This is a genomic window from Amycolatopsis nigrescens CSC17Ta-90, assembly GCF_000384315.1.
In the GTDB taxonomy this organism is placed as follows: Bacteria; Actinomycetota; Actinomycetes; order Mycobacteriales; family Pseudonocardiaceae; genus Amycolatopsis; species Amycolatopsis nigrescens.
Map to the genome: position 1 here is coordinate 7690568 of NZ_ARVW01000001.1, position 14019 is coordinate 7704586.

The window sequence follows — 14019 nt, forward strand, 5'->3', positions numbered from 1 at the left end:
TCCTCGACATACTCGCCCCCTTTCTCCGCACCCCAGTAGAACACCCGACCCCTTGCGAGACCTTGTCCTTGGTGCGCAAGGGAATGGGACCTTCGAGATGCCGATCGAGGCAGGCTTCGTCGCACCTCAGGCCGCACGACGGGATCAGACGGTGAGGACGAGCTTTCCCTGGAGGTGCCCGTCGTCGAGCACCCGGTGCGCGTCGGCGACGCGCTCGAACGGGAACGTCTCCTGCACGTGGACCCGGAGCCTGCCCTGTTCGACGAGTTCGACGAGACCTCGCAGGGCGACCGGATCCGGGTCGACCGCGATGCCGCTGAAGCGCATTCCGGCCGCTTCGAACTTGGCGGCGAGTTCCGAATCCTCCTCGGCGACCGCCGTCACCAGGTGACCTCCTTGGCGGAGCACGTCGAGCGAGCGCTCGACGGTGTCGCCGCCGAGCGTGTCGAACACGACGTCGATGTCGCTGACCACCTCGGTGAAGTCGACCGTCGTGTAGTCGATCACTTCATCGGCGCCGAACCCCTCGACGAACTCCCGCTTGCTCCCGCTGGCGGTCGCGATCACCTGCGCACCGAGTGCTTTCGCGATCTGGACGGCGACGTGGCCGACCCCGCCACCACCGCCGTGGACCAGGACGCGGTCGCCCGCGGTCACGCCGCCGAGGTCGACGAGGCCCTGCCACGCCGTCAGCCCGACGACCGGCAGCGCCGAAGCCTCGGCGTGTGAAAGCGACGCCGGCTTGCGCGCCAGGTGCAACGCCGGAGCAGCCACGATCTCGGCATACGCGTTGGCCGCCCGGGGGAACAGCGGCATTCCGAACACTTCGTCGCCTGGCCTGAACCGCCAGGTCTGCGGCGCCTCTTCGACCACGCCGCTGATGTCCCAGCCGAGGACGAACGGCGGCTTGCCGATCAGCGGGAACTCGCCGGCGCGCAGTCGCGCCTCCAACGGGTTCAGTCCGATCGCCTTGACCCGGACGAGGACCTCGGTCGGTAGGGGCTGTGGCGCGGGCGCGTCCACGATGGTGAGTACCTCGGGACCGCCGAGCTTCTGCTGGGTGATGACTCGCATGACTCTCCTGGTTCTGGGTGGGAGAATCCCAGATTAGGTTTCCGATGGGAACCAGCAGGTACCTTTGGCGCCATGAGCGGTTTCGGTCCCGGTGACCCCTTCCTCGCCGACTGCCCGGCGCGTCTGGCGGTCGAGCTGATCGCCGACAAGTGGACGGTGGTCGTGCTCTACGGCCTCAGCAAGGGCCCGGTGCGCCACGGCGAGCTGATCGAGCTGATCGGTGGCATCTCCCGCAAGATGCTCACCCAGACGCTTCGACGGCTCGAGGCGCACGGGCTCGTCCGCCGCCACGCCTACGCCGAGGTGCCGCCCCGCGTCGAGTACGAGCTCACTCCGCTCGGAGCGACGCTGATCGATCCGATCCACACGCTGACCGAATGGGCGAGGGCGAACGGCGACGCGGTCCTCGATGCGCTCGACGCCGATTCCGAGCCGGTCGCCCAGCACGGCTGACCGCGCGTAAGCCCTAGACGATGGACTCGAGGACTTTCACCGCCCGGGTGATGCCGTCTTCGGTGGCGATGCGGTCACCCAGTTCCTTTGCCCGGACGGCCATGGTCTGGTCGGTGACCGCCTGGCGAATTGCCGCGGCGAGGCGTTCGGGGGTCATGCTGGGACGCGGGACGGGACCTGGCGAGACCCCGAGTGACTGCGTCCGCTTGGCCCAGAAGTTGTGCTCGGGCCGGAACGGGCAGATCACCTGAGGGCGGCCGGAGGCGAACGCGGCCCCGGCCGTGTGCATCCCGCCGTGATGGACGATGGCGGCCACCCGGGGAAACAGCCATTCGAAGGGCACCTGCTCGAGGCAGAAGATGTCGGGGTTTTCCTCGCTGAACTGGATACCACCCCAGCCGGCCACGACGACCGCCCGGACGCCGGCCTGCCGGACGGCTTCGGTGATGACCTGTCCGGTCCGGTTCGGGTCGCTGCCCACCATGCTGCCGAAGCCGATGTAGACCGGCGGCGTCCCGGAGTCCAGGAACTCGGGCAGGCCGGGGGGAGGGGTCCAGTCCGGTTCGGCGGGCAGGAACCAGTAGCCGGTGGTGTGCACCCAGTCGGGGAAGTCCAGCGGGCCGGGCAGCACGTGCTCGCTGCAGGGCTGGAGCACGGTCGCCGGGCTGCCGTCGGGAAGCTGCATGATGTTGCGGTAGTTCCGCCGTGGGGGAAGTCCCAGCTCGTCCTCTCGCCACTTTTTCCAGTTACCGGCCCACATCTGGCTGCCCAGCGCGGTCGTCAGGTAGGTGGCCCGGTTCAGCACGCGAGGCACCGGCACCCGGTTGGGGGTCATCGGATTGGGGTAGGCGCTGGTCGGCACCCAGCAGGGTTGCACGCAGACCGGCACCGACTGCACGCCCAGCCGCTCGGCCACGTCGTGCCCCTGCAGGATTACGTGATGCAGGACGACGTCGGCGCCTTCCCGCACGATCGCGGTCAGATCGTCCAGCACCGGGCCCATCAGCGCCCGGTGCATCCGCTTCGCCCGCCTGGCTTGCAGCTTTCCGCGCAGCACGCCCTCGTTGGACTCGATCCACTTGCCGAAGGTCGGGTCCCGCATCAACCCCCCTTCCACATCGGTGAAGGAGACCACCTTGCTGCTGTAGGGCTCCGCGAGCAGACCGAGCGAACCGGGCGCGCAGAAGACGACCTCGTGGCCCGCCTCGTGCAGTCCCTTCGCCAGCGCCGCGAGCACCTGGACGTCGCCGCGGGTGCCCTGGGTGAGGATCAAGACCTTCATCGACCGTTCCTTCGTCAGACTCGGCTCAGCTTCCGTTCCGGGCCAACCGCTCGGCACCGCGGTACGCGAGCGCGAGGATCGTCAGCACCGGGTTCACGCCACCGTTGGTGACGTGCAGCGAGCCGTCCAGGACCCACAGGCCCGGATGCCCGTGCACTCGGCCATACGGGTCGGTCACCGAGGTCGCGGGGTCGGTGCCCATCCTGGCGGTACCCGCCTGGTGCTGTCCGACGGTCAGCTTCGCGGCTATCGGACTCGGGTTCCGCCACACCCGCTCCGCCCCCGATGCCGCCATCCATTCGCAGGCCCGGTCCTGCAGCAGCCGAGCGGACCGCACGCTTTCCGGGTGGAGCTCGCCCGCGATCCTGACGACGGCGTTGCCGTGCGCGTCCCTTACCTCCGGCGCCAGGGTGACCCTCGTTTCCGGGCTGGGAATTTCCTGGATGGGCCCCTGGATGTGGCCGGTGCGCAGGTATGCGTCCCGCACGGCGTGCTTGCCCTCGCGTCCCCAGCGCGGCGCGTCCGGTGCGAGTGCCCAGTACCAGAACAGCACCGGCAGTTTCACCGTCTCGTTGGCCAGCACACCGCCGCCGATTCCGTCCCCGCCGAGGTCGTGCGTGTAGTCCGCGGTCGCGATGCTCACCCCGGGCCCGAGGCCGTCCTGGACCTGGTCCTCGAACAGCCCGAAGGCACTCACGTACAGGTGCCCCTGCAGGTTCCGGCCCACCTGGTCGGACCGGTTCCCCAGCCCGGTGGGGTAGTCGTCGGTCGCGCTGGTCAGCAGCAGGCGGGCGGTCTCGATAGCGCCGGAGGAGAGCACCACCGCACCGGCCGAGATGGTGCGCCGGGCTCCGGTGGCCAGATCGACCGCGACCACCCCGGTGGCGCGCCCCGCCGGGCCGACCAGGACGCGCTCCACGCGCGCGCCGGTGGCCAATGTGCAGGATCCGGTGGCCAGCGCCAGCGGAATGGTCGTGTTGTGCGAGCCGTTCTTCGCGTCGGTCGGGCAGGCAAACCCGACGCACTCTCCACAACGGACACACGCGGCCCTGCCGTCGCGGGGTTCGGAATTGAGCAGCAGCGGTACCGGTCCCGTGGTCAGTCCCAGCGCTTCCGCGCCCTTGCGGAGCACGCGAGCTTCCAGGTTCTCCGGTAGGGGGCCCATCGGGTAGTCGGAGCTGCGCCGGCCCTGGAAGCGGTGCGCCTGACCGTCACCGCACACGCCCAGCTCGTGTTCGGCGCGCGTGTAGTAGGGCTCTAGGTCCTGATAGGACAGTGGCCAGTCGGCCAGCGAGCTGCCGGACGGCCTGCCGTAACGGCTGGCCATCCGGAAGTCGTCCGGCTGGTAGCGCCAGGCCATGCCCTGGTAGACGCGGGTTCCGCCGCCGACGGTCATGGCGTTGTTGAACCAGTCCGGTTCGTAGGGACGGTCGACGACGCGTTCCGGGCCGCCGGGTGGGGCGTATACCCGCGGGTTCCCCTCGGCCTCCGGGCCGGTGTTGTGCCCGTACGTCGGCAACCGGTGGTTGGCGAGGTGATCCCGGCTCATCTCGGCGTAGCTGAAGAACCGGCCGCGGTCGAGCAGCAGCACCCGGGCGCCCGCTTCGGACAGGACACGCGCCGCCACCCCGCCGCCAGCACCGGCACCGGTGATCACGATGTCGTAGGACTCCGCCACGTCCGCTAGCCCGATGGGCGCCAACGACACGTGCCGAACCGGGGCGCCGGCCGGACGTTTACCCGCCGAGGTGTACCCGAGACCGGCCCACGAGGGACTGTCCCGCCTGCCGTACCAACCCTGGGCGGCCAGCTCCACGACCGTCGCGACGAACTCCTGAGGAGAAACCTGCCAGCCCTCGCGGGAGGTCGCCTCCTGCAACTCCCGCAGCAATTGGTCATCCGGTGCCGACGATTCGCGGGACAGTGCGTCGAAACCCGGCGTGAGCAGTTCCCGCCACAACTCGGCGTGCTCGACCGGGGCCAACTCGTCCAGCCAGTCGAGCACTCCCGCCTGGGTCGCCGATGGCTCCACGTCCGCCGGCACGAGCAGGTCGAACACGTCGGCGACCAGTCGTCGATCGGAATACGGGATCACGGTTCTCCTCGACATCCTTGGTCATTGGCGGTCGTCGGCGGTCATCGGCACCGGGTCGTTCGGCTTCAGGCTAAGTACGCCATTTCCAGCACGGCAGGGGCCGAGTTCTGCCACTGCGCACCCTCGGCAGGTGGAAATAGCCGCTCTGGACGCGGTACCGGCTGGCGGCCGATGATGACCCGCAGCCCTGATTGGCCGAATGCGCGAGAGAGGCTGATGTGGTCGCCGCCAGGAACGAGCGAATTCGGATCGACGACCTCCGGCGCCCGGTGCTCACCGACGTCCACGCCAGGGAGTTGGCACGCCTGGAGGCGGAGCCCACGGAGCTGGACGCGGACAGGGTACTGGCCGTCGCGAGGCAGCGGACCGGGCTCGACGACTTCGGTCCGGAGGACTTCCGGGAGCGCCTGCGGACCTGGTTGGCCGCGGTCGCCGCCGACCCCAACCGCACCGAACTTGGCCGCGCGATGGTCTTCCAGCGTTCGGTCCGCTGGGCCGGCACCCGGTTGCGGCTGCGAGACCTGCTCAAGCGCCATCCGGAGATCCACGAGCTGGACGTCGCCGGGCCGATCTTCGTGGTGGGCCCGATGCGCTCGGGCACCACCCATCTGGTCAACCTGCTCGCGGCGGATCCCCGGTTGCGCTCGCTGCCGGTCTGGGAGAGCCACGAACCGATTCCGGCGCCGGGACGGCAGACGGACGAGCGGTTCGAGCGGAGCGCCCGAAAATGGCAGCGCATGCGGTCGATGCTGCCTCATCTCGCCGCGATGCACTCGCTCGAACCGAGCTCGATCACCGAGGAGATGGAGCTCCAGGGGCCGGACTTCGCGGCGGGGTGGTTGCAGATCGCCGCGAACGTGCCCGACTGGGCCGCTCGCTACGGCGGGCAGGACCAGACCCCGCACTACGAGTACATGAAGACGATGCTCAAGGCCCTGCAGTGGCAGCGGGGCCCGGACCGCTGGGTGCTGAAGTCGCCCTGCCATGCCGAGCAACTTCCCGCCCTGCTCGCGACCTTTCCGGACGCGACCGTGGTGTTCACCCACCGCGATCCGGTGTCCATCGTGCGCTCGGCGCTGACCATGGTCAGCTACATCGCCCGTCTCGAGTTCCACGAGATTGATACCGCCATGATCGCCGATGTCTGGCTTCGCCGTATCGAAAAAGGACTTCGGGACCTGCTCGCCGACCAGCACCGCATCCCGCACGATCAGCGGATCGACGTGCACTTCAAGGATCTCTCCGGTGACGACCTGCGTATCGCGCGCGCGGTGTACGAAACGGCGGGGATGAGTTATGACGACGGCGGCGCCACGGCGGCGAAACGGTATTCGGAAGAGCATCCTCGGGGCGTGTACGGCCAGGTCTCCTACGACCTGGAGGAAAGTTTCGGCATCGGCACGGACGAGATTCGCGAAAGGTTCGGTTTCTACTACGACTACTTTCCGGGGAAAATGTAGCGTGCACATGCGCATCGGCTGCTCGACGATCACCTTCGGGCCGCAGGGGACGGAAGAGGCGTTCGACCGGATCGCCGAACTCGGCTTCACCGTCGTCGACCTGGCCGCGGTCCCCGGCCTGTTCGACCACGTGCGGCTGGTCGACCCGCCGCCCGGCGAGCTCGAACGGGTGGCGAACTCGGTGCGGGCACACGGCTTTTCGGTGGCCGGCCTGCAGTCGGTGCCAGGGCGCCTTCGCACCACCGACGACCCGGCCGAGCTGCGGCGCCGCTACACGCTCGCCGCCGACGCCGCGCAGGCGGTCGGTGCCAGTGCCTGGGTGGTGGACGCCGGCAGCCCGGATCCCGACGGCGACGCCGGCCGGGCGAGGGGCATGGACCGGTTCAAGGCGGCGACGTCTCTCGCCGCCGAGCTGGCGGACCAGCGCGGGCTCCGGCTCGGCGTCGAGGCCCCGCATCACGGCACGCTGGCTGAGACCCTGCCGGAGGTGCTCGAACTGCTGGAGCAGGCCGACCTTCCCCAGCTCGGTGTCGACCTCGATACCAGCCATCTGCTGGCTTCGGGGGCGTCCACCGGGGAGATCCTGGACGCGGTGGGCTCACGGGTGTGCCACGTGGCGCTGCGCGATGCGGAGCGCGGCGGCGGGTTCTGCACACCCGGTGACGGCGACTTCGACTTCGCCGAGTTCTTCACCCTCCTGGCGGAAGCCGACTACGACGGTGACGTCACGCTGGAGCTCGAGCCGGCCCGCCCGGACGCGTCGGCTGACGACCGCGCGAGGGAGGCTCTGCGAGCGCGCCGCCACCTCGCGCCCCTGGTCGGGCCGGCCCAGGGCTGACCGTTCAGCTCGGCCGCACGGTGCGGCCGCTGCGCATGCTTTCCTCGGCCGCGTCGGCAAGGGCGAGCGCCGCACGGCCGTCGGCGAAACCAGGCTCGGGACGGTCGCCCTTCTCCACCGCGGTGACGAAATGGTCCAGTTCCGCGTGATAGGTCGGGCCGTAGCGCTCCAGGAAGAAGTCCAGGTACGGCCGGGCCGCCTCGGTTCGATCCGGTCCGGCGTAGCGAACGCTGGTGGGCAGCTGGTTGTACACGGTCAGCATGCCGTCGCTGCCGAACGCCTCCAGCCGCTGGTCGTAGCCGAAGGTGCAGCGCCGGCTGTTGGTGATGTGGCACAGCGCGCCCGCCGCGGAGCGCAGCACGACCACGCCGCTGTCGATGTCGCCGCAGTCCTCGATGTAGTCCTCGACCAGGTTGGCGCCGGTTGCCTGCACCTCGACGATGTCGCCGAGAACGAACCGGGCCATGTCGAGGTCGTGGATGGCCATGTCCCGGAACAGCCCGCCGGACTTGGCGACGTACTCGGCCGGCGGCGGGGCCGGGTCCCGGCTGATGATCGTCAGCTGCTCGATCCGGCCGATCTCACCGGCGTGCACCCGGTCGCGGAGCTCCCGGAAGGACAGGTCGAACCGGCGGTTGAAGCCGACCATCACGTTCGCGTCCGCCGAGCCGATCTCGGCCCAGCAGGCGTCGACCCGGCCGATGTCCAGGTCGATCGGCTTCTCGCAGAGGACCGCCTTGCCCGCTCGCACCGCACGGGTGAGGAGATCGACGTGGGTGGGCGTCGAGGAGGCGATGACCACGGCGTCGACGCTCCGGTCAGCCAGCACCGCGTCCACGTCGGCGGTGGCGGTCGCGCCGTGCCGCGCGGCGACGGCCTGCGCGGCGTCCGGCATCGGATCGCACACCCAGGCCAGCTCGGCGCGTGGGTGGCCGGCGATCGAGTCGGCGTGCACGCGGCCGATTCGGCCGCCTCCGAAGAGCGCCAGTCGCATCGTGGAACTCCTTGCCCGTGTGAATGGCCGTCGGTTCGGTCCGCACATCACCCGCACACAAGTTCTACCTCAGGACGACCGGATGTGTCGATTGCCGTTTTCGAATAGCACATCCACTGAAGTTGATCAAGGTTGCGGTTGGAAGTTGGCCAGGACAAGTTTCCCGAATGGCAGCTGTGGCGTTCGTCAACTTTGCCGACCCCGGATGCGGAAGGACGGCGCTCGACCGAAATCCGGGTGGCCGTTAATCTGTTATCCGCCGATGGGGTCGAATGAAGACGGCGTGAAGCGGAGGAAAACGTTATGAGCCTGCTGTCCGAAAAGGTGGTACTGGTGAGCGGCGGGACGTCCGGCATCGGTGCGGCCACCGCGCGGGCGGCGGCTCGGGCCGGGGCGTCGGTCGTGGTGACCGGCAGGCGGCAGGCAGTGGGGGAGAAGGTGGCCGCGGAGCTGCGCGAGCTGGGTGCCGCCGCCAGGTACATCCCGTGCGATGCCGCCGACGTCGCACAGGTGAAGGCGGCGGTCGAGGCGGTGGTGGCGGAGTTCTCCCGGGTCGACGGGCTGGTCAACGCCGCGGCCCTGACCTCGCGGGGCACCCTGCTGGACACCACCCCGGAGCTGTTCGACGCGCATGTCGCGGCCAACCTGCGCGGGCCGTTCTTCCTGATGCAGGCGGTGGTGGCGGATATGAAGCGTCGCGGCGCGCCCGGCTCGATCGTCAACATCGGCTCCGAGGCGGCGCAGGGCGGGGCGCCGTATCTGGCGCCGTACGTCCTCACGAAGGCCGGTCTGGCCGGTCTCACCTGCAACGCCGCCTACGCGCACCGCGCCGACCGGATCCGGATCAACCAGCTGAACATCGGCTGGACGGACACCGAAGGCGAGGACGAGACCCAGCGCCGGTTCCACGGTGCCGGCGACGACTGGCGGGAGCAGGCTGGCCGCCGCCTGCCGATGGGCCGGCTGGCCGACCCGGACGAGATCGCCGACATGGTGGTGTTCCTGCTCTCCGCGCGCAGCGGGGTGGTCACCGGCTCCGTCCTGGACTGGGACCAGAACGTGGTGGGGGCGCACGACTGAGCCGCGGTCGCCAGTAGCCGTTCCGCACTGTGTGATTAATCGTTGAATGCCCGGTTCTGGAATGCAAATCACTGCTCGCTCGCGGTGGAACACGGGCATTGTACCGGATTCGAGCCGGGTAAAGGTAATGAGCGCGAACGCAGGGTGAAATCGTTTGATTCTATCTGCGGCAGGTGTGCTCCAGAGGGTGGACGACAGCAATCGTGCTCATTAAGGTAAATAATCACGATGTACTGAGGGGATGTGTTGGTTGTGGTCGCACCGGTATGGCGGTCAGCTGTTGGTGATCTTCGCCGGTCGGGCTGGGGTGGGATGCCGACACGGCAGGCGAGCCCGACCAGCCGGTGATGACCTGCGGTTTCCTGGCCGGGTAACCGGCGGTCCGGTCGCTGGTGGTGTCAACCCCGCCTTTGTCCCGGCACATCATGCCGGCCCATGAACGCCCGCACCGCATACATCCGAAGATCGCCAGCCAGGAGAGGGGCAACATGCTGCGTGACCGGCAGGCAACCGCCGACCGTGGGGCAGGCTCAGCTGAGCACGCGAATGCCGGTGTCCCCGCTGGCGAGGGCCGGACCGGCGGACTGGCCGGCACCGTGGTCTGGACCCGGCTCGATCGGCTCCTGCCGCCGCGTGACTCCCCCCGGCTGGCCGGCATCGATTCCGAGCACGTGCGAAGGCTCGTGGAGACGACCGGCACCCTGCCGCCGATCGTGGTCGATCGCCGGACGATGCGGGTGATCGACGGCGTGCATCGAGTCCGGGCCGCCGAGATTGCCGGGGTAGAAGGGATTTTGGTCCGGTTCTTCGACGGCGACCTGATGGACGCCTATCTGTTCGCCCTGTCCAGCAACATCGCGCACGGGCTGCCGTTGACGCTGGCCGACCGCAAGGCCGCCGCGGCGCGTCTCCTCGAACTCCGCCCGATCTGGTCGAACCGGGCGATCGCGAAACAGGCCGGCCTCGATCACAAGACGGTCGGTGCGTTGCGCCGCCGGTCAACTGGGGAAGATCCCCAGTTGACCGCCAGGCTCGGCCGCGACGGCCGGCTGCGCCGGGTCGCGCCCGATCCCGCGCGGATCGCGATGCCGCCGGGCGGCGCACTGGAGAGCGTGGACTCAACCGCCATGCCGGAACCCCGGACCAGTCAGGAAAATCCCACCGATGCACCGGACGATCGCTGGGGGAGTGCGCGAGCGCTTCGCGCGGATCCGTCCATCCGCGCGACCGAAGCGGGGCGGATGCTGCTTCGCGCCCTGGAGCTGCATGCCCGGATGGCGCCGGACTGGGAAAGCATCGCGGACAACTTACCGCCGCATTGCCACGACGTGGTGACCGAGCTGGCGAACCGATGCGCGGACGACTGGCAACGACTGATCAGGAGGCTTCCCCGGACGCCGTGAACGGAGCGAGATGGCCCAGCTGCCCCTGGACAGGTACAAGCTGTTCGAGTCGAACGACATCACTTACACCCGGGACCGGCTGACCGAACTCCTCTGCCGGCACCGGATGGACGTCGTCGGCCGGACGGCTCGGCTGAACGCCGTCGTGCACGGCCTTACCATGCAAAGCATCGCGATTTCCTATGTCTCCTACGGGGAAGGTGTCTGGGTCTGCACGGACGAACCGGAGTCGTTCCTGGTGATCATCCCGCTGGCCGGGCACGGCATCCTGCAGAGCGGAGCCGAGCAGGTCCAGGCGACACCGCAGCGGATCGGGGTGGTGACGGCAGGGCAGCGGCTGAAGATGCGGTTGTCCGCGGACTACGCCCAGCTGGTGCTCAGGATCGAGCGGCCCGCGCTGGACGCCAGGCTGTCGGAGATGACCCAGGGCGCGCTCGTCGAGCCCCTTCGCTTCGAGCTCGGGATGGACGTCACCGGAGGTTATCGCCGCAGCTGGTACGGCTCGTTGCTGCACTACGTGTCCGACCTGAACCGCCCGGACACGATGTTCATGCATCCGCTCGCGATCGACAAGATCGAGCGAATGCTGATCATGGGCCTGCTGCTGGCCCAGCCGCACAACTGCACGGCGATTCTCAACGACGGCGCCCGGCCCCGGTATTCGCGGCGGGTGGGCATCGTGGTCGACTCGATCGAAGGCCATCCGGAGTGGGCGCACACCCCGGCCAGCATGGCCAGGCGAGCCGGGGTGAGCGTCCGGGCGATTCAGAAGGCGTTTCGGGAGGAGCTGGGCACCTCGCCGAGCGAGTACCTCCGGGAGGTCCGGCTGCAACGGGTGTACAACGAGCTGCTCGCCGCACCGGCGGATACCACCACCGTGGGGGAGATCGCCAGGAAATGGGGATTTTCGCACCACGGGCGATTCGCGGCGATGTACCGGGAGCGGTTCGGCGAGTCGCCGAAGGAGACCTTGCGGTGGCTGGGGCCGGGGCTGTAGCACCTGGTCGCTTTGGTGAAAGTGACCGTGGTGACGAGCATGGAGCGTTGTCCTACGGTGGTGTCTTCGGAAAGGTGGTTCCAGTGTGACGAAGACCTACCGGACGTCGTCGGTGCACACCCTCGAAGCCGAGTCGGTGTACATATTTCGCGAGGTCGTGGCGACCTTCGAGCGACCGGCGCTGCTGTTTTCCGGCGATGCGGACTCGATGGTGCTGCTGCGCATCGCGGCAAAGGCATTCTGGCCCGCCGACCCGCCATTCCCGATGCTACACCTGGAAACCGGGCACGATTCCGCCGAGCTGACCCTGTTGCGGGCGATTCGGGCGGCGGAGTTCGACGGGGTGTTCGACGGTGCGCGGCGGGACGAGCAGAACTCGCACGCGAACGAGGTGTTCAGTTCGCGAGACGAGTTCGGACAGTGGGATCCGCGCCACCGGTCGGTCGAACCGTGGAACCTTTACCACGGAGCCCATCGTCGCGGCGACCACGTCCGGGTTTTCCCGCTCGCGAACTGGACCGAGCCGGATATCCGGTGCTACCTCGCCGCCGAGGACATCGAGCTGCCGTCGTTCGCCGACGACAGCGGGGAAGAAGGTTGCCGCTGATGTCGCGAGTTGTGCGCCTTGCCACTGCGGGTGGTGTGCACGCCGGGAAGTCGACCCTGGTCGACAGGCTGGTGCTCGATGCCAAGGCCCGGCACCCACCCGCGGTCGCGCACCGATATTTCGCCACCGCCCGGCGGAAGTTCATGGTCACCGACCCGCCAGGGCACGGACGGCACACCCGCGACCTGGTTGCCGGCGCCTCCACCGCCGACATCGCACTGATCCTCGTCGACGCCGGCCGCGGACTCGTCGAGCAGTCGCGGCGGCATGCCTTTCTCACCGGCCTCCTGCGCGTGCCGCACCTCGTGCTGTGCGTGAACAAGATGGACACGGTCGGCTGGTCCCGGCACCGGTTCGCCGAGATCGAGGAGAAGTTCCGCGGCTTCGCCACGAAGCTGGACGTGCGGGACCTGAGCTTCGTGCCGGTTTCGGCGTTGCACGGCGACAACATCGCGCACTGCTCGGCCCGCATGCCCTGGTACGAGGGAATGCCGCTGTTGCACCGGCTGGAGCAGGCGCCGGTCGAGCCCGACCTGGACTCGGCTGGTGCTCGTTTCCCGGTGCAGTACGTGATATCCCAGTACGCGCCCGGCTTTCGCGGTTATGCCGGCACCGTGTCCGGCGGGGTGATCGCCGCAGGTGACGAGGTGGTCGTGCTGCCGTCGGGATTCCGGTCGAGGGTGCGCGCGATCTGGGTTCCCGGTGGTGGCGAGGTGACCGAGGCGGTTCCGCCGCAGGCCGTGACCGTGCAGCTCGACGACGACCTGGACGTCGCCCGCGGTGACCTGATCTGCCGTCCGGGAAACCAGCCGCACGCCCGCCAGGACTTCGAAGCGATGCTCTGCTGGTTCTCCGAACAGGTCGAGCTGAAACCCGGCGGCACCTACACGGTGCGGCACACCACCAGGACCACCACGGCGGAGGTGTACGAGCTGGACTACCGGCTCGATGGCGGCCAACTGCGACGCGACCAGTTCGTGGAGTCCTTGTCCGCCAACGAGATCGGCCGGGTGCGACTGCGCAGCCGGCAGCCGTTGATGTTCGATCCCTATCGCCGCAACCGCACCACCGGCGGCTTCGTCCTCGTCGACGACGCCTCCGAGCAGACGCTCGGCGCCGGCGTGATCATCGGCCCGGGGCAGGGGGCCGCCTGCCTGGACCGGTGCGCCGAGGAGCAGCGCGATGCAAGACTGACGCGGGGGATGACCATTTGGATCACCGGGCTGTCCGGGGCGGGCAAGTCGACGGTGGCCGAGGAGCTGGCACACCGGTTGCTCGGTGCCGGCAGGCCGGCCTATGTGCTCGACGGGGACAGCCTGCGTGAAGGGCTGAACGACGACCTCGGGTTCAGCCCCGAGGACCGGGCGGAGAACGTGCGGCGGGTCGGCGAGGTGGCCAAGCTGTTCGCCGACGCCGGCACGATCGCCGTGGTCTCCCTGATCAGTCCCTTTCGCGCCGACCGGGACCGGGCTCGTGCCGTGCACCGGGAAGCCGGGTTGCCCTTCGTCGAGATCTTCATGGACACCCCGCTCGAGATCTGCGAAGCCCGGGATCCCAAAGGGCTCTACGCCAGCGCCCGCGCCGGGGAACTGCCGGACTTCACCGGAATAGGGTCCCCCTATGAGGAACCACTCGATCCGGAACTCGTGCTCCGCCCCGGTGACGGCGATCCGCAGTCGATGGTTTCGTCCATTCTCACCTTTCTGAACTGGCTCGGGTAATGCACTGGAGTCCGC

At 68.8% G+C, this 14019-nt stretch carries 11 protein-coding genes and 1 pseudogene; 8 read left to right on the top strand and 4 right to left on the bottom strand.

The window, feature by feature from the left end:
- Window positions 1-144 precede the first annotated feature (144 nt).
- A complete protein-coding gene (locus AMYNI_RS0136460) occupies window positions 145-1074 on the bottom strand; it encodes an NADP-dependent oxidoreductase (RefSeq protein WP_020673061.1) in 930 nt (309 codons plus the stop codon).
- A gap of 72 nt (window positions 1075-1146) precedes the next feature.
- Between AMYNI_RS0136460 and AMYNI_RS0136465 the strand changes: the two genes are divergently transcribed.
- Window positions 1147-1527 carry a winged helix-turn-helix transcriptional regulator gene (locus tag AMYNI_RS0136465; protein WP_020673062.1) on the top strand — a complete coding sequence of 127 codons (381 nt, stop codon included), beginning with the start codon at window positions 1147-1149 and terminating at the stop codon, window positions 1525-1527.
- 13 nt (window positions 1528-1540) lie between these two features.
- On the opposite strand, the gene AMYNI_RS0136470 is transcribed toward AMYNI_RS0136465, so the two are convergent.
- Both AMYNI_RS0136470 and AMYNI_RS46190 read right to left on the bottom strand, forming a co-directional pair.
- On the bottom strand, window positions 1541-2809 hold the full coding sequence (locus tag AMYNI_RS0136470) for a glycosyltransferase (RefSeq protein ID WP_020673063.1): 1269 nt from the start codon (window positions 2807-2809) through the stop codon (window positions 1541-1543).
- A gap of 25 nt (window positions 2810-2834) precedes the next feature.
- On the bottom strand, window positions 2835-4904 hold the full coding sequence (locus tag AMYNI_RS46190) for a GMC family oxidoreductase N-terminal domain-containing protein (protein WP_020673064.1): 2070 nt from the start codon (window positions 4902-4904) through the stop codon (window positions 2835-2837).
- A 218-nt stretch (window positions 4905-5122) separates the two neighbouring features.
- Here AMYNI_RS46190 and AMYNI_RS0136480 point away from each other — a divergent pair, with 218 nt between their 5' ends.
- Both AMYNI_RS0136480 and AMYNI_RS0136485 read left to right on the top strand, forming a co-directional pair.
- On the top strand, window positions 5123-6364 hold the full coding sequence (locus AMYNI_RS0136480) for a sulfotransferase family protein (protein ID WP_020673065.1): 1242 nt from the start codon (window positions 5123-5125) through the stop codon (window positions 6362-6364).
- A gap of 7 nt (window positions 6365-6371) precedes the next feature.
- A complete protein-coding gene (locus tag AMYNI_RS0136485; RefSeq protein ID WP_020673066.1) occupies window positions 6372-7202 on the top strand; it encodes a sugar phosphate isomerase/epimerase family protein in 831 nt (276 codons plus the stop codon).
- A 4-nt stretch (window positions 7203-7206) separates the two neighbouring features.
- Here the strand turns inward: AMYNI_RS0136485 and iolG are convergent, their stop codons facing one another.
- Window positions 7207-8196: an inositol 2-dehydrogenase gene (iolG, locus tag AMYNI_RS0136490; RefSeq protein WP_020673067.1), complete on the bottom strand. Its 990-nt coding sequence runs from the start codon at window positions 8194-8196 to the stop codon at window positions 7207-7209.
- 303 nt (window positions 8197-8499) lie between these two features.
- Here iolG and AMYNI_RS0136495 point away from each other — a divergent pair, with 303 nt between their 5' ends.
- From AMYNI_RS0136495 to cysC, 5 genes and pseudogenes are all read left to right on the top strand, one after another.
- Entirely contained in the window at window positions 8500-9276 is a 777-nt protein-coding gene (locus tag AMYNI_RS0136495; RefSeq protein WP_020673068.1) for an SDR family oxidoreductase, read from the top strand.
- A gap of 410 nt (window positions 9277-9686) precedes the next feature.
- On the top strand, window positions 9687-10679 hold the full coding sequence (locus tag AMYNI_RS46195; protein ID WP_169515796.1) for a ParB/RepB/Spo0J family partition protein: 993 nt from the start codon (window positions 9687-9689) through the stop codon (window positions 10677-10679).
- A 10-nt stretch (window positions 10680-10689) separates the two neighbouring features.
- Window positions 10690-11676, top strand: coding sequence for an AraC family transcriptional regulator (locus tag AMYNI_RS0136505; RefSeq protein WP_020673070.1), 987 nt, complete (start codon window positions 10690-10692; stop codon window positions 11674-11676).
- Window positions 11677-11761: 85 nt separating this feature from the next.
- Window positions 11762-12247 (top strand): annotated as a pseudogene (locus AMYNI_RS46200) (phosphoadenosine phosphosulfate reductase domain-containing protein); the annotation flags it as partial.
- A 35-nt stretch (window positions 12248-12282) separates the two neighbouring features.
- A complete protein-coding gene (gene cysC, locus AMYNI_RS0136515; protein ID WP_040406200.1) occupies window positions 12283-14004 on the top strand; it encodes an adenylyl-sulfate kinase in 1722 nt (573 codons plus the stop codon).
- Window positions 14005-14019 lie beyond the last annotated feature (15 nt).